The sequence below is a fragment of the Geodermatophilus ruber genome (assembly GCF_900114385.1).
Lineage (GTDB): Bacteria > Actinomycetota > Actinomycetes > Mycobacteriales > Geodermatophilaceae > Geodermatophilus > Geodermatophilus ruber.
On the sequence record NZ_FOSW01000011.1, the window covers coordinates 76084 to 97167 of the forward strand.

Sequence of the window (21084 nt, forward strand, 5' to 3'; positions counted from 1 at the left end):
ATGGCAGAGGTCGTTCGTGCAGGGGAGGCGCCCCGCTTCCGGGACAACCTCGCCTCCGTGATCGAGGCGCTCTCCGACGCGCTGTCGGCGCTGGACCCCGACCGCGCGGTGCTGCTGCACGGCGACCGCCGCCGGACGTGGGCGGAGTTCGACGACCGCGCGGCCCGGCTTGCCGGCTTCCTGTCCGACCGCGGCATCGGCGCCGGCGACCGGGTGGGCATCGGGCTGTACAACTCGCCCGAGTACCTGGAGAGCCTGCTCGCAGTGCTCAAGCTGCGCGCCGTGCCGGTGAACGTCAACTACCGCTACCGGGAGGCCGAGCTCGAGCAGGTGCTCGGCTTCACCGGGATCCGCGCGGTGGTGGCCGATGCGGCCCTCGTGGGCCGGATGGCGACCGTGGCCGCGCGGCTGCCGGAACTGCGGGCGGTCGTCGTCTGCGACGCCGACGGGGGCCTGACCGTTCCGGTGCCGGAGGAGGAGATGTTCCTCCGGTACGAGGCGGCGGTGGCGGCGGCCGCCCCCCGGCCCCGGCAGGAACGCTCGGCCGACGACCGGATCCTGATCCTCACCGGCGGAACGACGGGCCTGCCCAAGGGGGTGGTCTGGGACTGCGCCGGAGTGTGCGGCGTGGTCTCCTCGGCCTACGGCCGCGCCGGGGAGCCGGTGCCCGCTGACGTCGCCGGAGTCGTCGCGGCAGCCGAGGTCGCGGTCCGCGCCGGAACCGCCCCGGTCATCCTGCCGGCTTCGCCGCTGATGCACGGCACCGGCTTCTTCTTCAGCCTGGGCAACCTGCTCCGCGGCGGACAGGTGGTCACGCTGCCGCAGCGGTCCCTGGACCCGGCCGCCCTCTGGACCGCGGTCCAGGAGCACCAGGTCCAGGAGCTGGCCATCGTCGGGGATGCCTTCGCCGTCCCGCTGCTGGACGAGTACGACCGCGCCGCGGCGGCCGGTACCCCCTACGACCTCGGGTCCCTGCGCCGGGTGGTCAGTTCGGGCGTCCGGTGGAGCACCGCGACCAAGCGACGCCTGCTGCGGGCCGCCCGCGCCACCCTGCAGGACTCGATCGCCGCCACCGAGGGCGGCCCGTTCGGGATCTCCCTGTCCGGCCCGGACCCCGACACGGTCACCGACCGGTTCACGCTGCCGGCCAACGCCCGGGTGATCGGGCCGGACGGCACCGACGTCGTCCCGGGCTCCGGCCAGGTCGGGGTGCTGGCCAGCACCGGAAACCTCCCGCTCGGCTACCTCGACGACCCGGAGGCCACCGCGGGTGTGTTCAGGGTGGTCGACGGGGTGCGCTACGCCGTCCCGGGCGACGCGGCCATCGTCGCGGCCGATGGCACGCTGACCCTGCTGGGACGCGGCTCGGGGGTCATCAACACCGGCGGGGAGAAGGTCTTCGCCGAGGAGGTCGAGCAGGCGCTGGTCGAGCACCCGGGGGTGGCCGAAGCCGTGGTGGTCGGCGTTCCCGACGACCGGTGGGGCAGCCGGGTCACCGCTCTCGTCGTCCCGGTGGCCGGGGTTCGGCTGACCGTCGCCGAGCTGGGGGAGCACGTGGGCAGCCGGCTGGCCGACTACAAGAGGCCGCGGCTGATCTCCGTCGTGCCGGAGATCGAGCGGACCGTCTCCGGGAAGATCGACCGGCGCTGGGCGACCGACCGCGCGGGGCAGCTCGCCGCCGGGGGATAGCGTCGGCTCAGAGCTGTCCGGGCGCGGTGGACCGGACGCCGAGCAGGGCGATGTCCCGCTCGATCCGGTGCGCTGTCTCCCGCAGCGGCTCCAGGGCGGTACGGCGCAGGGCAGCGGGGGAGAGGCGCCGCGAGTGCGTCCCCACGTTGACCGAGGCGACCACGGCCCCTGTCGCGTCGTGCACCGGGACGGCGATGGAGGTGACGCCCTCCTCCAGCTCCTGGTCCACCAGCGACCAGCCCTGGGTGCGGACCTCCATCAACCGATCGCGCAGCCGCTCCGGGTCGGTCACGGTCCGCGCGGTGCGCGGCAGCAGCTTGGCCCGGGTGAGGTAGGCGTCCAGCTCGTCGTCGGGCAGCGCGGCGAGCAGCACCCGGCCGTGCGAGGTCACGAACGCCGGCAGCCGGGTGCCCACGGTGAGCCCGCTGGCAACCACCCGTCGCGCGCCCACCCGGGCGACGTAGATGATGTCGTCCCCGTCGAGGACGGCCACGCTCGTCGTCTCCTTGAGCTCGTCGGACAGCGCGGTCAGGTGCGGGGTCGCCACCTGCGGGAACGACAGCAGCGACAGGTAGGTGTAGCCCAGCTCCAGCACGGTGGGCCGGAGGTAGAACCTGCGGTCGACGGTGCCCACGTAGTCGAGGTCGACGAGGGTCAGCACGAAGCGCCGGGCCGCGGCCCGCGTCATGCCGGTGCGGCGGGCGATGTCGCTGAGGGTCAGCTCGGGCTCGTCGGCGGTGAAGGCCTTGATGACGGCCAGCCCGCGCTCCAGCGACTGCACGAAGTAGTCGCCCCGCGACCGGGGAGCGGCGGGCTCCTCCGGGCGGGCGGCGGGCGCATCGCCGCCGGCGCCGAGCACGCCATCAGGTTCGGTCAGTGGGCCCAGCTCCTCCGCGCCGGCGCGGCCGTGCGCCGCGGCTGTCGTCTCGGTCATCCATCCTGGTCCGTGCTGCGTCCCCGGGACAGGTCCCGGGGACGCTACCTGCTCCTCGGGGTGACGATGACCTGGCCGCGGTCGGCGTCCACCCGCAGCCAATCGCCGGTGCGGATGACCGCGAACGGGTCGCGGTCCAGGTCGGTGACCGCGGGCACGTGGGTCACCACCACGCCGAGGGCGATCTTGGTGTTCATCGTGGTGAACACCATCGCCGCCGGTGCCGAGCCCATCAGCCGCGACATGTGGAACATGCCCGACCAGCCGGAGGAGCCCTTCGCGCCGGGGAAGACCAGCACCTTGCCGGCGAAGGACTGCCCGACCAGCTCGTGGCGGGACTCGATGATCCGCCCCCTGCGCGGCTCCACCCCACCCCAGCCGGAGACCGCCTCGCGGGTGACCAGCGCCTCTCCCTCGGCGATGCCGCCGACCAGCCCGCGGCCGGTCAGGACGACCGGCCCGCTCACGGCTGCACCCCCTGCCAGGTGCCGGTGACCGCGGCATCCACGCACTCCGCGAGCGTCCCGAACCACCCCTGCACGTTCATGATCGCCGGCAGGTAGTGCACCTGCTTGGCCGAGTCGGTGGCGATCACCCGGGTTCCCTTCGGCAGGAACTGCCCGATCGCCGGGCAGGTGTCGCTCATCAGCACGGCTCCGGCGTCCTCGAGCGCCTGTGCGTAGCCGTTCTGCTCGGCGATGTGCCGCAGCGCCCGGGGGGTGAAGACCCACAGCTCGCTGTCCGGGTGCACCCGGCGGCCCTCCAGCAGGCGGACGACGTCACGGATCTGGCCGAGGGTCGCGTGCGGGCAACCGATCATCACCAGGTCGACGGAGGTGTCGGTCGCGGTGCCGTTCAGCCGCTCGTAGGCAGCGCGCCGCTCGTCCGGGCCGTAGCGCAGCCGTACCCGTGGGGCGGCGCCGGCGAAGGCCTCCTCCACGCTGCGGGCCTCCGCGGTGATCCCGGGAACGTGGTAGAGCTCGACGCCGCCGGAGGAGGCCGCCGCGGCGCCGAAGTGCTTGAGGCGGACCAGGTCCGGGGTGGTGGTGATGCCGTCGAGGACCGGGATCCCCTCCTCCTGCACCTGCTCGCCGATCCAGTAGCCGAGCAGCCCCCAGTCGCGGTTGCTCTGCACCGGCGTGGTGACCTCGACCAGGTGGGTGCCGTGCCGGTTCTCCTCCAGGTGCAGACCCCAGTAGGGGATCTTGCCGGTGAGCATGGCGGCACCGGTGCTCTCCCGACCCTCGACGTTGGTCCGCGCCCCGAGCACGGAGTTGACGTAGACGACGGCCGAGCTCTCCATCCATGCGCAGTGCTCACCGCGGACCGGCACGTTCCCCACCTGGTAGGGGGTGCAGGTGTTCATCAGGTGGATGCCGTGGTCGGCGCTGTACTTCTCGCTGGCGACGATCTCGTCGTGCTCGGCCTGCGGGAGCCCCTGCACCTGCCAGTGCTTGGTGTCCATCGGCCCGATGAGCTGGTAGCTCTGCGCCCGCACCGGCGGAATGGTCAGCACCCGCGGCGCGTCCAGGCTGTGCTCGGAGAAGGCGGCGTCCGGGGTGGGGGAGCCGCACACGAGACTGTGCCTGGAGCCGAACAGGTTGGCTCCGCACACGTTGTCGGTGTCGACCAGCCGCTCGGCGCCCAGCACCTCGCCGTAGCGCACCAGCAGGTCCATCGCGGCGGCCACCGCCTCGCCATCGGCGCCGTCGAGCATCGCCCGCTCGCCGTCGGTGAGCCTCACCGCGCCCCCTCCCCACCGAGCCAGACGCCGTCCTTCTCCAGCCGCCGCTGCAGCTCGGTGACGTCGACGTCGCCGACCGCCACCCCGGCGCCCAGTGCCAGGTCCGCGGCCACGCCGGCGGCCTGCCCCATGGCGAAACACGGCCCGGTGACCCGCGCGCTGGACTGGCCCTCGTGGGTCATCGATGCGCAGCGCCCGGCCACGTAGGTGTTGGTCAACACCTGCGGCACGATCATGCGGAAGGGCAGCTGGTTGTACCCGCGAGGGTTCTCCCCGCGCTGCCAGCGGATCTCCACGTCGCCGGCGACGTGCGCCTCGACCGGCCAGCCGTTGACGCCGATGGCGTCGGGGAAGTCGGCGCAGTCGAGGATGTCGTCCTCGCTGAGCTGGTAGGGGCCGACGATCCGCCGGGTCTCCCGGATGCCGATGGACGGCGCGATGTCCACGACGTAGGACGCCGCGAAGCCGGGCACGTCCTCCTGGAAGAAGGGGAAGACGTCGCGAACCTGCCGGCGCCCCTGCAGCTCGCCGCGGGTCAGCTGCCACACGTCGGTGCCGTCGATCGCGCTGCCGTCGGGGTTGGCCAGCTGCGTGATGTTCGCCCGCCACTCGAGCGGGTTGCGCTGCGGCCGCACGATCGGCCGTTTGCGGGGGAAGCGGTAGCGGCCGGACCGCTCGGCTTCCTCCATGAGCGCCGGCAGCCGGTCGTAGGTGGCGCGGGCGGCCTCGGCATCCACGCCGTTGACCCGGAACATCAGCGACGGGTAGAGCATCCCGTGCGCCGGGTCGGTCTTCTCGTAGGGCGCACCGGCCCAGGCGGCGAGGTCCCCGTCCCCGGAGGCGTCCACGAACAGCTGCCCGCGGATGGCCCCGCGGCCGGACTTGGACTCCACCATCAGCGCGTCCACCCGGCGCTCGTCGTGCATGCGCACCCCGACGGCGGTGGCGTGGAAGAGGATCTGCACGCCGGAGCCCACGAGCAGCTCGTCGAGGGCGATCTTGTAGGCGGAGATGTCGTAGGCCTGGGCGAGGATGCGGTTGGCGAAGCTGAGGTGCGGCGGGTTGAGCCCGCCGAGCGCGTCGATGCGCTGGAGCAGCTCGTCGGCGAGTCCGTGCACCACCTGGCGGTGCTCGCCGTGCACGTTGGCGTGCAGGCCGCAGAAGGTGGACAGCCCGCCGGCGCTGCCCGCCCCACCGGCGTACCCGTACCGCTCGACCAGGATCGTCGAGCGGCCCGCGCGCGCGGCGGCGGCCGCGGCCATGACGCCCGCCGGCCCGCCGCCGACGACGACGACCTCGTACTCGCCGAGGACGGCGGTGCGCCGCGCGGGCTCGTCCAGCCAGCTCTCGCTCACGGAGTGCGCTCCTCGGGGGTGGGGGGCCGGCCCGGGGCGGGGGTGGTGAGCACCGCGCCCTCGGGAACGGTGGACACCAGGCGGCGGTAGGCCGAGAGCCAGCCGTGGTCGGGGCCCGGGTCGGGCGTGCCGAGGCGCTCCCGGCGGGTGGCCAGCACGTCGTCGTGGACCTCGAGGTCCACGGTGCGCCGGTCGACGTCGATGACGATGCGGTCGCCGTCCTCCACCAGCGCCAGCGGCCCGCCCAGCGCGGCCTCCGGGGTGACTTCGCCGACGACGGTGCCGACGTTGACCAGGCCCGACATCTGGCCGTCGGTGACCACGGCGACGCTGTCGCCGAGGCCGGCGCCCTCCAGCGCGAAGACCACGGCCGAGCCGAGTGCCATGCCCGGGCCACCGACGACGCCGAGCCCGCGGACGACGAGCACAGCCCCGGGGGTGACCTCGCCGCGGGCCAGGCCCGCCAGCGCCTCGTCGCGCGAGGAGTAGCACAGCGCCGTCCCCTCGAACCGGCGCGCACCGCGGTCGTCGACCGGCCGCTTGACCACCGCGCCGCCGGGTGCCAGCGAACCGCGGACCATCACGATGGTCGGCCGGGTGCCGAAGGGCCGCTCCACGGGGCGGACGACCTCCTCGTCGGCCACGGTGGCATCGCGCAGGACGTCGCCGAGCGTGCCGCCGTCCACCGTCGGGACGTCGAGGTCGAGCAGGTCGCGCAGTCGCGCCATCACCGCTCGGGTGCCACCGGCTCGCTCGAGGTCCTCGATGAAGGCCGGCCCGTTGGGGCGGACGGCGCACAGCAGCGGCACCCGGTCGGCGAGCTCGGCGAACAGCCCCGGGACGTCCACCGGGCAGGCCGCCTCGTGGGCCACCGCCTGCAGGTGCTTGACCGAGTTGACCGAGGCGCTGGTCGCGAGCATGACGGTCACCGCGTTCCGGAAGGCCGCCTCGGTCATCACCTCGCGGGGGCGCAGTCCCTCGGTGACCAGCTCCACGATGCGCGCCCCGGCCCGGCGGACGCCGTCCCACATCGCCGGGCCGTTCGCCAGCACCGGTGTGGTGCCGGTGAGGCTCATGCCCAGCGCCTCGCAGGCCATGTGCATGGTGTTGGCGGTGCCGAGGCCGGCGCACACGCCCGGCCCGCGGATGGCGTTGTCGCTCATCCCGCACAGCGTCTCCAGCGACATCCGGCCGGCCGCGACGGAGCCGGCGGCGAGGAAGACCTCCTCGATGTCGACGTGCTCGCCGCGGTACTGGCCGCTGGGCTGGTAGCCGCAGCCGACGACGATCGTGGGGATGTCCAGCCGTGCCGCGGCCATGAGGTGCGCCGGGGCGGTCTTGTCGCAGGAGGCGAGCGCCACCATTCCGTCGAGCTGGGCGCCCTCGACCGCCACCTCGACGTCGTTCACGATCAGGTCCCGGCTGGGCAGGATGTAGCGCCCGTCGCGGCCGGCCGAGGTGATGAAGTCGCTGGGCGCCGCCGTCCGGACCTCGAACGGCAGGCCCCCGGCGGCGCGGATCGCCTCCTTGAGCGGCCCGACGATGCCGTCGAGGTGGCTGAAGCAGATCGCCAGGTCCGAGGAGGAGTTGACGATCGCGATCTTGGGCTTGGTCATGTCCTCGTCGGAGATGCCCAACGCACGCCACTGCGCCCGGCGTACGGCCCAGCGGGAGCTGCCCACCTGCAGGTTGCTGCGCAGCTGCGGCGCGGCCGGCCCCCCGGGCCCAGCACTCACGGGCTGACCCCGGCGACCGAGTCGTGCCACGGGATGGTCAGCCGCTTGGTGAGGGTCACCGCCGCGTAGAGGAGCGAGCCCATGAGCGCCAGCAGCACGATGACGGCGAACAGCTGCGGGGCGTCCAGCGCGTTGAGGCTGCGCACGACCAGGTGGCCGAGGCCCTCGCTGCCGCCCAGGTACTCACCGACGATCGCGCCGATGACGGCGAACACGATGCCCACCTCGGCCCCGGCGAAGATGTAGGGCAGCGTGCTCGGCAGCTCCAGGTTCTTGAAGGTCGCCCAGCGGCTGGCGCCCAGACCGCGCATCACGTCGCGGTGGCCGCGGTCCACCGACCGGACGCCGAGCATCACGTTCAGCATGATCGGGAAGAACGCCAGGATCGCGGCCATGATGACCTTGGACGTCGTCCCGAAGCCGAACCAGATGACGAACAGCGGGATGAAGGCCACCTTCGGGATCACCTGGAGGGCGACCAGCGCCGGCTGGACCGCCCGCTCGAGCCACACGACCCGGCCGAGGATCGCCCCGATCGCCGTGCCGAAGATCAGCGCGAAGACGAAGCCGACGAGCACCTCGTAGAGAGTGATCCAGATGTCGGCCCAGACCGTCCCGCTGACCAGCAGGTCCAGCAGCGAGTTCCACACGTCCAGGGGCGCGGGCAGGATGAACTCCGAGACGCCGATCACCGAGACGGCGAACTGCCAGCCGCCGATGAGCAGGACCAGCAGGATCGGTGTGGAGATGAACGGGAGGGCCTTCATGAGGCCGTCGCGGTCACGCATGGCGGATTACTCCTCGTCCAGTTCGTGCCGGAGCTCGCGGACGATCGTCTGGAACTCCGGGCTGGTCTCGGTCTCCAGGGAGCGCGGACGCGCCAGCGGGACCGGCGTGACCGAGCGGATCCGGCCCGGCCGCGGGGTGAGCAGCACGACCCGGTCGGCCAGGAAGACCGCCTCGCTGATGGAGTGCGTGACGAAGACGACGGTGGCGCCGGCCTGCGCGTGGATGGACTGCAGCTCGAGGTTCATCTTGTCGCGGGTCAGGGCGTCCAGGGCCCCGAACGGTTCGTCCATCAGCAGGATGGTCGGGTCGTAGCTCAGCGCGCGGGCGATGGCGGCGCGCTGCCGCATGCCGCCGGACAGCTCCCGCGGGTAGGCGTTCTCGAACCCGGGCAGGCCGACCAGCTCGCACAGCTCGGCGGCGCGCGCCCGGCGGGCCCGCTTGCCGACCCCGCGCAGCTTCAGCGGCAGCGCGATGTTGTCCGCCACCGTGTACCAGGGGAACAGGTTGGCGTCCTGGAAGACGAGGCCGAAGTGCTGGAAGGCCTCGTCGTTGCGCTTGCCGCCCCGCCAGATGCTCTCGCCGTCGGCGGTCACGGTTCCCGAGCTCGGCGGCAGGAGGCCGGCGAGGATCCGCAGGAGCGTGGTCTTGCCGCATCCGGAGCGGCCGACCAGCGAGATGAACTCGCCGCGGGCGATGGAGAGGTTGACGTCGCTGAGGGCGTGCACCTCACCCCGGCGCGCCTGGTAGATCTTGTCGACCGCGGTCACCTCGAGCTGGGCTCGGGGGCTGCCGGGCGCCGGTGGCGCGCCCCGTTGCTGGACGGGTGCGGAGATGGTCATGCCGTCCTCCCTGGACCCGGCTGCTCGTGCGCTCACGGGGCCGGGGCGAAGTCGTTCGTGTACCACTCGGCCGGGTCGAGGCCCTCGGGCACGAAGCCGGATCCGGACATCTCGTCGTAGACCGTCTGCCACTGCTCGGGCACCGTGCGGGCGATCTCCTCCTCGCCGGCGGCGGTCCACGACTCGACGTACTGGGTCAGCGCGCCGCGGGCCACCTCCGGGTCCTCGAGCGTCGGGATGCCGTAGTCGGACAGGCACTCGATGGTCTCGGCGAAGTCGTTGGCCTCGTCCTCGGCGACGAACAGGACCGCCTCGCGGATCGCGGCCAGGTAGGCGCGCAGCTGCTCCTGCTTCTCGGGGTCGTCCGCCTGCTCCTGGGAGGTGATGTAGACCTGCCCGCCGCTCTCGACGTCCTCGGACGGGGCGTAGACGACCGCCTCCGGCTGCTGCTGCTCCAGCGCCACCGCGGTGTCCAGCGAGACGATGTAGCCACCGATCCGACCGGAGGTGACCAGGTCGAAGACGCCGGGGGCGAGACCCACCACCTGGGTCTGCACGTCCTCGGGGGCGATCCCCGCCGAGGCAGCGGCGAGCTTCAGGATGATCTCGCTGGTGCCGCCCTCCGAGGGCGTACCCATCAGCCGACCCTCGATGTCCTCGGGCGACTCCAGCGGGTCGGACTCGGCCGAGACGAAGCGGATCGTGCCGGTCTTGAAGATCTGGCCCACGTTGACCAGCGGCGCGTCGCGCTCGCCGATGGCCAGCATGGTCTCCATGTCGCCGACGCGGGTGATCAGTGCCGAGCCGGCGATGACGGTCTGGATGGCCTGCGCGGAGCCCTGGGTGGTCTCGAACGTGACGTCGAGGCCCTGCTCCTCGAAGTAGCCGCAGGCGTCGGCGACCAGTTCGGGAGTGAAGGTCAGGCTCTCCAGCGGAAGGATGTTGAGGAAGGTGACCGGCTGCAGTTCGCCGCCGCCGGACGCGCCGCCACCGCCTCCGCTGCCGGCCTCCGCGTCCTCGCCCCCACCACAGGCGGCGAGCATCGTGGCGACGGTGGCGGCGGCGAATGCGGCCTGCCAGCCGGAACGGCGTCCAGCCGGGCGTGCGGTCCTGCGGGTCATCGGGGGTCTCCTCAACGCGGACGGGAACGAAAGCGGCATGTGGATGGTGCGGGGGACGGGAACCGGAGCGCCTACGGGAAGGTGAGCCGGGCCGGTGTGGTCACGGCGGCCTCCTCGATCGGGCAGCTGCGGGTGCGGTGCGCGCCGGATGTGTGCGCTATCCGACCGCGCGTGCTCTTGCCGAACATATGGCGACGGTCACAGCGATGTCAACGCCAGGCGCCGGGTGTCCCGGCGATTCACCGGGAGCGCGCCGAACCGTGACCCGCCTGTGACCTCCGTCGCGCCCCAGCCTTGACCGCGGGTGAGCGCTCGGCCAGGCTGTGTGCGGATAAAGCGCGCGTGTACGGATAGCGAACACGCTCCCTCGGAGCCGCGCAGCCGCCCCATCCGATCCGTGGCCCCGCGCCGCGTGTCCGGCAGGAGGACGCACATGAGCAGTCAGCTGGAGACCCGGGCGCCGGCCCCGGACGCCGCCCCGCCGGCGGTGGGGGCGACCGACGCTGCCGGCCGCCCGATGGTCGACATCGAGGTGCTGCGGCAGGTCATGGAGTACTACGCGCGGCAGGAGTGGACGGACGGGCTCCCGGTGATGCCGGTGACCGAGTCCTCTCTCGCCGAGTTCCTCGCGCGGACCGCCCGTGCCCCCGAGGACATCGTCTTCCGGATGCCGCACCTCAACCGCAGCTGCACCGTGCGCACCGCCGCCGTCAACGCGGCGATGGCTGGGTGCCTGCCGGAGTACTTCCCGGTCGTGCTCGCCGCCTGGGACGCGCTGACGCTGGAGGGCTACGCGGGCAAGGGCATCTGGCAGAGCACGACCGGCACCGCCCCGCTGCTGCTGGTCAACGGTCCGGTGCGGCAGCAGATCGGGCTCAACAGCCGCGGCAACGTCTTCGGCTCGGGCTTCCGGGCCAACGCCACGATCGGACGGGCGATCCGGCTCACGGCGCTCAACGCGTTCGGGCTGCACCCGCACCAGCTGGACCAGGCCACCCAGGGCACGCCGGCGAAGTACACGTGCTGCATCGCCGAGAACGAGGAGGACAGCCCCTGGGCGCCGCTGCACGCGGACGCCGGATTGGCCCCCGGGGACAGTGCGGTGACCTCGATGCTGGTGCGCTCGGTCATCCACGTCGAGGCCCGGCACACCACCGACCCCGAGCAGCTGGGCCGCGATCTCGCTGGAACGCTGGCCCGCACCGGCGCGCTGGTGCACGAGACGATCAGTGGCTGCCTGATCCTCGGCCCCGAGCACGCCGGGGTCTTCGCGCGGGCGGGCTGGTCGAAGGACGACGTCCGGCGGTTCGTGTACGAGCAGGCGGTCAATTCCCGGGCCCGGCTGGCCGAGGTCGGCAAGGACGCGGTCTCCCGGCACACCCGCTGGCGGGTGCCGGCCGGCCACCCCGACGCGGTGCCCGACACCGCCACGGAGACCGGGCGGGACGTCGTCCCGGTCCTCAACTCGCCCGAGGCCCTGCTCATCGCCGTGGCCGGCGCCAACAACGCCGGGGTCTCGGCGGTGGCCGAGACGTTCGGCCCCCGCGGCGGCCCCCCTGCGACCGCGAAGGTCGAGGACCGCCCGACGCCCATCTCCCCGGAAGGACCCCGATGACCGCGACCGTCGTCGAACCCGCGCGCAACACCCCCGTCTACGGCGAGTTCGACGTCGTCGTCATCGGCGGCGGCCCGGCCGGCCTCATGGCGGCGACCGCAGCAGCGCGCGCCGGCCGCTCGACGATCCTGGTCGAGCGGTACGGCTTCCTCGGCGGCGCAGGGACCATGGGGGGCCTGTCGACCTTCTGCGGACTGCACGCCAAGGTCCACGGCGAGCACCGGCGGGTGATCCGTGGCCTCGCCGACGAGCTGCTCGAGCGGCTGACCAAGCTCGACGGCCTCAACGAGCCGCACCTGACGATCAACGACGGCATCCTGGCCCAGGCCTTCGACATCTCCAGCTACAAGCTGGCGGCCGACGAGATGGTGGTCGCCTCCGGCGCCCGCCTGCTGTTCCACGCGATGGCCGTCGGCGTGGTCATGGCCGACGACGCGACGATCGAGGCGGTGCTCGTCGAGTCCAAGTCCGGGCGCGCCGCGATCCGCGGCCGGGTCATCGTCGACGCCTCCGGGGACGCCGATGTCGCGGCCTGGGCAGGCGTGCCCTTCGAGCGGGCCCCGCAGCTGCTCTTCCCCTCGCTGATGTTCCGCATCAACGCCGTCGACGTCGCCGCGGCCGGCGAGACGCCGTGGCGGACCGTGGAACGGCTGATGGGAGAGGCCGAGGCCGCCGGCACCCACCGGTTCCCGCGCAAGAAGCCGATCGTCCGGCCGCAGCGCAACCCGCTGGAGTGGCGGGCGAACCTCACCCAGCTGGCCAATCCCGACGGCACCGCGGTCGACGGCACCGATGTCGACCAGCTGACCCGTGGCGAGCTGCAGGGGCGCCGGCAGGTCTTCGACGCGTTCGACTTCATCAAGAACCGGACGCCGGGCTTCGAGAACTCCTACATCGTCGACATCGCCCCGCAGATCGGCATCCGGGAGACCCGCCGGGTGTACGGCGCGTACCGGCTCACCGAGGACGACGTCCTCGACTGCGCCGACTTCCCGGACACGATCGGCGTCAACGGCTGGCCGGTCGAGGCGCACGTCGCGGGCACCGTCGAGTTCCGCTGGCAGCGCGATCCGCGCGGGTTCAACCAGCTGCCCTACCGGATGCTCGTGCCCCAGCAGGTCGACAACCTGTTCGTGGCCGGCCGGTGCGCCTCCATGACGCAGGGCGGGCAGTCGTCGGCCCGGGTGACCGGGCCCTGCTTCGCCATGGGGGAGGCGGTGGGAACGGCAGCCGACCTGGCGATCGCCGGCGGGGTCGCCGTGCGCGACGTGCCCGTGGACGAACTGCAACGGCGCCTGGAGCAGGCCGGCGCCAATCTCGGGACGGGAGGCGACCGGTGAGCCTGCGCAGCAACTTCGCCCCCGGCAGCACGCCGTGGGCCATGCGCCGGGCGCAGTGGACCGCGCTGGGCCTCTCCGACGAGGACATGGAGAAGCCCAAGATCGCGATCGTCAACAGCTCGTCGGGGCTGGCGAGCTGCTTCAGCCACCTCGACGGGGTGGTGCCTCCGCTGATGGCGGCGATCCGCGCGGCCGGGGGCGTTCCGTTCGAGGTGCGGACCGCCGCGCCCAGCGACGCGATCACCAGCGCCGGCCGCGCCGGCCAGTACATCCTCCCCAGCCGCGACCTCATCGCCAACGACATCGAGGTCGCGGTGGAGGGCGCGCTGCTCGACGGGATGGTCTGCCTCGCCTCCTGTGACAAGACGACGCCGGGTCAGCTGATGGCCGCCGGCCGGCTGGACATCCCGACGATCGTCGTCGGCTGCGGCTACCAGCCCTCGGGCGTCTACCGGGGGGAGCACGTCGACTTCGAGGACGTCTTCCTGTACGCCGGCCACGTCGCGACCGGTGCGATGACGGTCGAGGAGCTCGCCGAGATGGCGTCGGTGGCCGTCAGCGGCCCGGGCGTGTGCGCCGGCATGGGCACCGCCAACTCCATGCACATCGCCACCGAGGCGCTGGGGATGGCCCTCCCCGGCAGCACGCCGGTGCTGGCCAACAGCCCGCGCATGTGGGCCGACGTCGAGCGCGCCGGGCGGCGGATCGTCGAGCTGGTGGCCGAGGACCTGCGGCCGCGGCAGATCCTCACCGAGGGCGCCTTCCGCAACGCGGTGACCGCGGTGCTGGCGATCAGCGGCTCGGTGAACTGCATCAAGCACCTGCAGGCGATCGCCGTGGAGGCCGGGTGCGACGTCGACGTCCTCGCGCTGTTCGAGGAGCTGGCGCCGCAGGTTCCGCTGCTGACCGGCGTCAAGCCCAACGGGGAGCGGCGGATCGACGAGTTCGAGGCGGCCGGTGGGGCGCAGGCCCTGCTGTACCAGCTGCGGTCCTTGCTCGACCTGGCCTCCCCGACCGTGGCGGGGGCGACGATGGGGGAGGTCCTCGGCGGCGCCGTGGTCGCCGACGCGGAGACGATCCGGCCGGTCGACGACCCGCTGGCGCGGCACCCCGGCATCACCGTCGTCCGCGGCTCGCTGGCGCCCGAGGGGGCCGTGTGCAAGCGGACCGTCGCCGACGACGGCGTGCACCGGTTCTCCGGGCCGGCGACGGTCTACTCCTCCCGGGAGGAGGGGCTGGCCGGCATCCGCAACGGCGAGGTGAGTGCCGGGGACGTCGTCGTGCTCAGCGGGCTCGGCCTGCGCGGCTCCCCCGGCATGGCGCTGACCTCGGCGTTCGTCTTCGCCCTCGACGGGGCCGGTCTCGGTGACCAGGTCGTCGTGGTGACCGACGGGCAGATGTCCGGCCTGGTCAACAAGGGGCTGGTCGTGGCCGAGGTCAGCCCGGAGGGAGCCGTCGGCGGTCCGATCGGCCTGGTGCGGAACGGCGACCGGATCACGGTCGACGTCGACGCCCGCACCCTCGAGCTCGAGGTGCCCGAGGCGGAGCTGGCGCGCCGGCGGGCGGAGCAGCCACCCCTGTCCGCGCCGCGCGGCTGCGGGTGGCTGTCGGTCTACGCGCGGACGGTGTCGCCGCTGGCCCGCGGGGCCACGCTGGGCGGCTGAGCCGCCGCCTGGCCGGCGAGGAGCCAGGCCACCAGCGCCGCGAGCACGCAGGTGCCGCTGCCGATGAGCCCGATGACCGTGTACGCGCCGCCGCCCGGCAGGTCCCCGCCGGCCGGCGTCATCACGGCCAGGACGGTCGCGGTCGAGGCGCTGCCCACCGCGAAGCCGGCGTAGCGCAGTACCTGGTTGAGGGCCATGGCGCTGCCGGTCTCCCGGGGCGGGACGGCGGAGACGACAAGCCCTGCGGCCGCGGCGAACACGGTGCTCACCCCGAGGCCGGCGACCGCCGTGACGACGAGCAAGGCCCACAGATCGGCTCGATCGAGGGCGAACAGTGCCTGGGCGCCGGCCATCAGCAGCGCGCCGATCGACAGCACCACCCGGGGGCGGACGCGCTCGCCCAGTCGGCGGGAGAGGGGGCCGGCGAGCATGCCGGCCAGGGAGAACGGCAGCAGCAGCAGGCCGGCGACCATCCCCGAGGCGCCGAAGCCGTAGCCGCTGTCCTCGGGCGTCTGGGCCAGGATCGGCACCGAACCGAGCAGGAGGTAGTTGGCCAGGCTGACCAGCAGCACCGAGACGTGGCCCGACGCCGGCAGCCGCCCGCGGGCCAGCCGCAGGTCGATGAGCGGGGCGCGGGTCCGCAGCGCCACGACCACCCAGGTGCCCAGCAGCAGGAGCGAGGCCGCGCTCAGCAGCAGCACCCGGGGTGACGTCCAGCCCCAGCCCTCACCCTCGCTCAGGGTGATCAGCGCACCGGCCAGGCCGACCCCGAGCAGCAGGGCGCCGGGCAGGTCGAACCGGCGGGGCGGGTTGGGGGAGGCCGGCGGCAGCACGAGGGCGGCGGCGACGAGCGCTCCGGCACAGATCGCCGTCGCCGTCCAGAACGCGGCGGTCGCCCCGCCGTAGGTGGCAATGGCCCCGGCGATCGGGTATCCGAGGCCGACGCCCGAGACGACGGTGATCGACAGGGCGGCGATCGCGCGCCGGGAACGGGGGGCGGGTAGAGCGTCGCGGGCGGTGGCGACGAGCAGCGGCATGAGCCCGAGGCCGAACCCCTGCAGCCCCCGTCCGGCGAGGAACCACCCCAGCGGCAGCGGCAGCGCGGTGAGAACGCCCCCGAGCACGACCAGGCCCAGGGCGGTGAGCGCGACGGCCCGGCGGTGCGACCCGTCACCGAGCCGGCCGAGGACAGGGGTGGCCACTGCCCCGACGAGCAGCGGCATGGTGAGCGACCACTGGGCCACGTGCAGCGGCACGTCGTGCAGGTCGGCGACGGCCGGGATCAGCGGTGCGCCGACGCTGCTGGTCACCGCGACCACGGTGGCCACGAGGATCAGCACCGGGACGAGGACGCCCGGGGACCGCCGCGCCGCCTCGCGGCGGGTCCGGACAGCCGTCGATGACCCGGCCACGCCGGTGGCCGGGTCATCGACGCTGTCGACGGGCTTGCTGATCAGGCGGCCTTCCCGGTCACGTTGTGCGGGTCGATGACGTACTTCTTGGCCACGCCCGAGTCGAACTCGGCGTACCCGGTCGGCGCCTCGTCCAGGCTGATGACGGTCGCGCCGACCGCGTCGGCGATCTGCACCCGGTCGTGCAGGATCGCCATCATCAGCTGCCGGTTGTAGCGCATGACCGGGCACTGGCCGGTGGTGAAGGAGATCGACTTGGCCCAGCCGGTGCCCAGGGACAGCGACAGCGCGCCGACCTTGGCCGCCTCGTCGATGCCGCCGGGGTCGCCGGTGACGTACAGGCCGGGGATGCCGATCGAGCCGCCGGCCGCGGTGACCTCCATGAGCGAGTTGAGCACCGTCGCCGGCGCCTCCTTCGCCGCCCCCGCGCCGTGCCCGCGGGCCTCGAAGCCGACAGCGTCGACGGCCGCGTCCACCTCGGGCACGCCGAGGATCTGCGCGATCTGGTCCTTCGGGTCACCCTTCGAGACGTCGACGGTCTCGCAGCCGAAGGAGCGGGCCCGGGCCAGCCGCTCCTCGTTGAGGTCACCGACGATGACCACGGCGGCGCCGAGCAGCTGCGCGGAGACCGCCGCAGCCAGGCCGACCGGACCGGCGCCGGCGATGTAGACGGTGGAGCCGGTGGTGACGCCGGCGGTGTATGCGCCGTGGTAGCCGGTGGGGAAGATGTCCGACAGCATCGTCAGGTCCAGGATCTTCTCCAGGGCCTGGTCGCGGTCGGGGAAGGGCAGCAGGTTCCAGTCCGCGTAGGGGACCATCACGTACTCGGCCTGGCCGCCCTGCCAGCCGCCCATGTCGACGTAGCCGTAGGCCGAGCCGGGGCGGTCGGGGTTGACGTTCAGGCAGATGCCGGTCTTCCCCTCCTTGCAGTTGCGGCAGCGGCCGCAGGAGATGTTGAACGGCACCGAGCAGACGTCGCCGACCTTGATGAACTCGACGCCGGGGCCGGTCTCCACGACCTCGCCGAGGATCTCGTGGCCGAGCACGAGCCCCTCGGGGGCGGTCGTGCGGCCGCGGACCATGTGCTGGTCGCTGCCGCAGATGTTGGTGGTGAGGACCTTGAGGACGACGCCGTGCGGGCACTCCCGGCCGACGTTGTCGGGGTGGACGCCGGGGCCGTCGCGCAGGACGAGCCCGGGGTAGTCCAGGTCGGTCACCTCGACCTTGCCGGGACCCTGGTAGGTCACGCCGCGGTTGTTCGCCATGGGTGCTGAACTCCTCGTCTGTCGGTGGTGCCTGTCGTCTTGCGATACCGGGAGGTGCCTGCCCGGGGGAGGCCCGGACACAGAAGACCCGGCGGGCCGCCGGCCGCGGTGGCCGTCAGCCCGCCGGGTCGTCGGGTCCGCTCTCAGGCGGGGAAGCCGACCGCGTGGGTGTCCATGAACTCGCGGAGACCCTCGACGCCCATCTCCCGGCCCATGCCGCTGTGGTTGAAACCGCCGAACGGCGCGCGCTCGTCGAGGTGGGCGGCGCCGTGGGCATTCACGAAGGTGTACCCGGTGCGCAGCCGGGCCGCGACCGCGGCGGCGCGGTCGAGGTCCGCCGTCCACACCGAGGAGCACAGACCCGACCAGGTGTCGTTGGCCCGGGCCACGGCGTCGTCCTCGTCGTCGAACGGCAGGATCGGCAGGGTCGGACCGAACTGCTCCTCGACCACCACGCGGGCGTCGTCGGCGGGGTCGAGCACCAGGCTCGGCCGCAGGAAGTTGCCGGCGGAGAGGTCGGCGCCGGGGGCGGCCTCGCCGAACTCGCGGACCTCGGCGCCGGACTCGCGCGCCTGGGCCAGCAGCTCGAGCACGTACTCCTTCTGCCGGGCCTGGTGCAGCGGGCCCATGGTCACGCCCTCGTCGAGGCCGTGGCCCAGCCGCTGGGCCGCGGCGATGCCGGACAGCCCCTCGACGACCTCCTCGTAGCGGGACCGGTGCACGTACAGCCGCTTGGTCGCCATGCAGATCTGGCCGGTGGAGTCGAAGGTGCCGCTGAACAGCCGCTGCATCGCGTCACCGGACAGGTCGGCGTCGGCCAGGATCAGCGCCGGGTCGTTGCCGCCCAGCTCGAGCGCGACCCGGGTCAGCGACTGCGACGCCATCGACATGATGCGCTGGCCGCCGCCGACGCTGCCGGTGAAGCAGACCTTCTTCACGCGGTCGTCGGAGATCAGCGCCGAGCCGATCTCCGCGTCGGCACCGGTCACCACGTTGAGCACGCCCGGCGGGAGCAGCTCGGCGACCTTCTGCACGGTGCGGGTCGTGGCCAGCGGCGTGCTGGGCGGCGGCTTGACCACGACGGTGTTGCCGGCGACCAGGGCGTAGGGCAGCGCGGCACCCAGGATCGCCAGCGGCCAGTTGAACGGCACGATGATCGTGACCACGCCCAGCGGCAGGTACGAGACCGTCGTCCGGTACGGCGGCGCCGGCAGCGTGGTCGTGTGCCCGACCTGCTCGGCCAGGCCGGTGGCCAGGCCGCAGCGGTGGGCGAACACGATGGAGTCGATGAAGGACTCCATGCGGATCTTGCCGTTCTCCCGGGTGAGGATCTCGGCGGTGGCGTTCCGGTCGGCCTCCAGCGGGGCCAGGGCCGCGGTGATCAGCGCCGCCCGCTCCTGCGGGGTGCGGGCGGCCCATGCCGGGAACGCCCGGTGCGCGGCGGCGACCGCGGCCTCCGCCTGCTTGGCCGTCGCGGCGGCGGCGTAGCCCACGATCGAGCGGCCGTCGGCCGGGTCGATCACCTGCAGGGCGTCGTCGGCGCCCACGGTCTCGCCGTCGATGAACAGCTCGGTCCGGATCTCCGGCAGCTGGTCCAGGGACACCATCAATTGCTTCCTCAGGGGTCGTGGCACCGGGCCGCCGGGAGCGGCCCGCGGGTGTGCGCGCCGTCACGGTATGTCGAACGGCCCGACCCCGCCCGGGCCATCCGACCGGAACCGGGACGGGCGTTCCGGAGGGCCGGAGCGCGACATCCGACGTAGATGGCAGGGTCGGTGGGCGTCGCGACCATCACCACCACCCGTGCCACCCCAGGAGGAAGCCGTGCCCACCGTCCGGGAGACCACCTACGACCTGCTCCGCTCGTGGGGGCTGACCACCGTCTTCGGCAACCCCGGCTCCAACGAGCTGCCGTTCCTCAACGGGTTCCCGGCCGACTTCCGCTACGTGCTCGGCCTGCACGAGGGCGCCGTGGTCGCGATGGCCGACGGGTACGCCCAGGCCACCGGCCGGCCCGCGCTGGTCAACCTGCACTCGGCCGCCGGTCTGGGCAACGCGATGGGCAACCTGGCCAACACCCGGGCCTCGGGCACGCCGCTGGTGGTCACCGCCGGCCAGCAGGCCCGCCCGATGGTCGGCCTGGGCTCGGTGCTCGCCGAGCCGGCGATGACCCGGGTGCCCGAGCCGCAGGTCAAGTGGTCCTTCGAGCCCGCCCGCGCCCAGGACGTCCCGCGGGCGCTGTCGGAGGCCTTCCACCTGGCCACGCTGCCGCCGGCCGGGCCGGTGTTCGTCTCCCTGCCGCTGGACGACTGGGCCCAGCCGGTCGACGACGTCGAGGTGGCCCACCTCGGTGGCCGGCGGGTGCGCGCCGCCGGCGCCCTGCCCGCCGACCTGCTCGACGAGCTGGCCCGGCGGCTGGCCGGGGCCCGGAACCCGGCCCTGGTGGTCGGCCCGGAGGCGGACGACGAGCGCGCCCTCCCGCTCGTGGTCGCCCTGGCCGAGCGGCTGCAGGCGGCGGTCTGGACCGCGCCGACCCCGCCGCGCTGCCCGTTCCCGACCCGCCACCCGCTCTGGCAGGGGGTGCTGCCGCCGAGCATCGCCGGGGTCGGCGAGCACCTGACCGGGCACGACCTGGTGCTGGTGCTCGGCGCACCGGTCTTCCGCTACCACGCCTACCGGCCCGGCCCCTGGCTGCCGCCCGGCACCGCGCTGGTCGCCGTGGGCAGCGACCCGGGCACCGCGGCCCGGGCCGCGTTCGGGGACGCCGTCGTCGCCGACGTCGGGACCGTCGCCGGGCAGCTGCTCGACGCGCTCGGCGACCTGCCCCCGCGGCCGGCCCGCCCGGCCCCGCAGCGGGCGGACGCGGCGGCGCCCCAGGGCGCGCCCTTCCGGGCCGACGCGGTCTTCGCCGAGCTGGCCCGGGCCCTGCCGGAGGGGGCCCGGCTGGTCAACGAGTCCACGTCCAACACCACCCAGTTCTGGCAGCACCTGGACCTTGCCCGCCCGCGCAGCCTGTTCTTCCCGGCCGCGGGCGGGCTGGGCTTCGGACTGCCGGCCGCGGTCGGGGTGGCGCTGGCCGACCCGTCCCGGCCGGTGGTCGCGGTGCTCGGCGACGGCGCCTTCCAGTACGGCGTCCAGGGGGTGTGGACGGCGGTGCAGCACCGGCTCCCGGTGACCTTCGTCGTGCTGCGCAACGGCACCTACGGGGCGCTGTCGGGCTTCGTCGGCCAGCTCGGCGTCGCCGGGGTGCCGGGGCTGGACCTGCCCGGCCTGGACGCGGTGGCGATCGCCGAGGGCTACGGGCTGCCCGCCCGCCAGGTGGCCTCGGCCGACGAGCTGGCCGACGAGCTGGCGGGCGTCGGCAAGCTCGACGGGCCCCGGCTGATCGAGGTGCCGATCACCGCGGAGACGCGCCCGCTGGGCTGACCTCGACGGTCGACACGGGCGGCCGGTGCCGGTGCGACGGATGACGTAGCCGCTGCGGCCGGCCCGACGCGACGCAGGCGGGTCGCGGGGCGCGCGACTTCCGGATCGAAACCGGCTTCTATACACCGAAGTGGTGTAACCGGCGTCACGAGACC

The 21084-nt window shown here is 73.5% G+C and carries 16 protein-coding genes; 5 read left to right on the top strand and 11 right to left on the bottom strand.

The genetic code is table 11. The features are described from left to right. Positions 1–1689, top strand: coding sequence for an AMP-binding protein (locus tag BMZ50_RS16980; RefSeq protein WP_091326983.1), 1689 nt, complete (start codon positions 1–3; stop codon positions 1687–1689). A 7-nt stretch (positions 1690–1696) separates the two neighbouring features. Here BMZ50_RS16980 and BMZ50_RS16985 read toward each other — a convergent pair whose 3' ends face one another. The 8 genes from BMZ50_RS16985 to BMZ50_RS17020 are packed head-to-tail and all read right to left on the bottom strand — an operon-like array spanning position 1697 to position 10207. After that, positions 1697–2623: an IclR family transcriptional regulator domain-containing protein gene (locus BMZ50_RS16985; RefSeq protein ID WP_091326985.1), complete on the bottom strand. Its 927-nt coding sequence runs from the start codon at positions 2621–2623 to the stop codon at positions 1697–1699. Positions 2624–2667: 44 nt separating this feature from the next. Next, positions 2668–3090, bottom strand: a complete 423-nt coding sequence (locus BMZ50_RS16990; RefSeq protein WP_218146310.1) for an aconitase X swivel domain-containing protein — start codon at positions 3088–3090, stop codon at positions 2668–2670. Then, positions 3087–4367 carry an aconitase X gene (locus BMZ50_RS16995; protein ID WP_091326988.1) on the bottom strand — a complete coding sequence of 427 codons (1281 nt, stop codon included), beginning with the start codon at positions 4365–4367 and terminating at the stop codon, positions 3087–3089. Before BMZ50_RS16995 ends, BMZ50_RS16990 begins: the two co-directional genes overlap by 4 nt. Then, entirely contained in the window at positions 4364–5722 is a 1359-nt protein-coding gene (locus tag BMZ50_RS17000) for an FAD-dependent oxidoreductase (RefSeq protein ID WP_218146311.1), read from the bottom strand. Before BMZ50_RS17000 ends, BMZ50_RS16995 begins: the two co-directional genes overlap by 4 nt. Further along, positions 5719–7458 (bottom strand): dihydroxy-acid dehydratase, encoded by a 1740-nt coding sequence (gene ilvD, locus BMZ50_RS17005; RefSeq protein WP_218146312.1) that lies wholly within the window; start codon positions 7456–7458, stop codon positions 5719–5721. Before ilvD (BMZ50_RS17005) ends, BMZ50_RS17000 begins: the two co-directional genes overlap by 4 nt. After that, entirely contained in the window at positions 7455–8246 is a 792-nt protein-coding gene (locus BMZ50_RS17010; protein WP_091326991.1) for an ABC transporter permease, read from the bottom strand. Before BMZ50_RS17010 ends, ilvD (BMZ50_RS17005) begins: the two co-directional genes overlap by 4 nt. Positions 8247–8252: 6 nt before the next feature. Beyond that, complete coding sequence (locus BMZ50_RS17015) at positions 8253–9086, bottom strand: ABC transporter ATP-binding protein (RefSeq protein WP_091326994.1); 834 nt, start codon at positions 9084–9086, stop codon at positions 8253–8255. A 32-nt stretch (positions 9087–9118) separates the two neighbouring features. Then, on the bottom strand, positions 9119–10207 hold the full coding sequence (locus BMZ50_RS17020; RefSeq protein WP_177212849.1) for an ABC transporter substrate-binding protein: 1089 nt from the start codon (positions 10205–10207) through the stop codon (positions 9119–9121). 433 nt (positions 10208–10640) lie between these two features. Between BMZ50_RS17020 and BMZ50_RS17025 the strand changes: the two genes are divergently transcribed. The 3 genes from BMZ50_RS17025 to ilvD (BMZ50_RS17035) are packed head-to-tail and all read left to right on the top strand — an operon-like array spanning position 10641 to position 14826. Then, complete coding sequence (locus tag BMZ50_RS17025) at positions 10641–11822, top strand: hypothetical protein (protein WP_177212850.1); 1182 nt, start codon at positions 10641–10643, stop codon at positions 11820–11822. Continuing rightward, positions 11819–13162 (top strand): FAD-dependent oxidoreductase, encoded by a 1344-nt coding sequence (locus tag BMZ50_RS17030; protein ID WP_091327001.1) that lies wholly within the window; start codon positions 11819–11821, stop codon positions 13160–13162. Before BMZ50_RS17025 ends, BMZ50_RS17030 begins: the two co-directional genes overlap by 4 nt. Further along, positions 13159–14826: a dihydroxy-acid dehydratase gene (gene ilvD, locus BMZ50_RS17035; protein WP_218146313.1), complete on the top strand. Its 1668-nt coding sequence runs from the start codon at positions 13159–13161 to the stop codon at positions 14824–14826. The genes BMZ50_RS17030 and ilvD (BMZ50_RS17035) overlap by 4 nt, the downstream gene beginning before the upstream one ends. On the opposite strand, the gene BMZ50_RS17040 is transcribed toward ilvD (BMZ50_RS17035), so the two are convergent. The 3 genes from BMZ50_RS17040 to BMZ50_RS17050 form a co-directional block, all read right to left on the bottom strand. Then, entirely contained in the window at positions 14775–16166 is a 1392-nt protein-coding gene (locus tag BMZ50_RS17040) for an MFS transporter (protein ID WP_091327004.1), read from the bottom strand. The two genes, ilvD (BMZ50_RS17035) and BMZ50_RS17040, sit on opposite strands and share 52 nt — an antisense overlap. 113 nt (positions 16167–16279) lie before the next feature. Continuing rightward, positions 16280–17503, bottom strand: a complete 1224-nt coding sequence (fdhA, locus tag BMZ50_RS17045) for a formaldehyde dehydrogenase, glutathione-independent (RefSeq protein ID WP_091327009.1) — start codon at positions 17501–17503, stop codon at positions 16280–16282. A gap of 143 nt (positions 17504–17646) precedes the next feature. After that, positions 17647–19110, bottom strand: a complete 1464-nt coding sequence (locus BMZ50_RS17050; RefSeq protein WP_091327011.1) for an aldehyde dehydrogenase family protein — start codon at positions 19108–19110, stop codon at positions 17647–17649. A 217-nt stretch (positions 19111–19327) separates the two neighbouring features. Here BMZ50_RS17050 and mdlC point away from each other — a divergent pair, with 217 nt between their 5' ends. Continuing rightward, complete coding sequence (gene mdlC, locus BMZ50_RS17055) at positions 19328–20929, top strand: benzoylformate decarboxylase (RefSeq protein WP_218146314.1); 1602 nt, start codon at positions 19328–19330, stop codon at positions 20927–20929. The last annotated feature ends 155 nt before the right edge of the window (positions 20930–21084 follow it).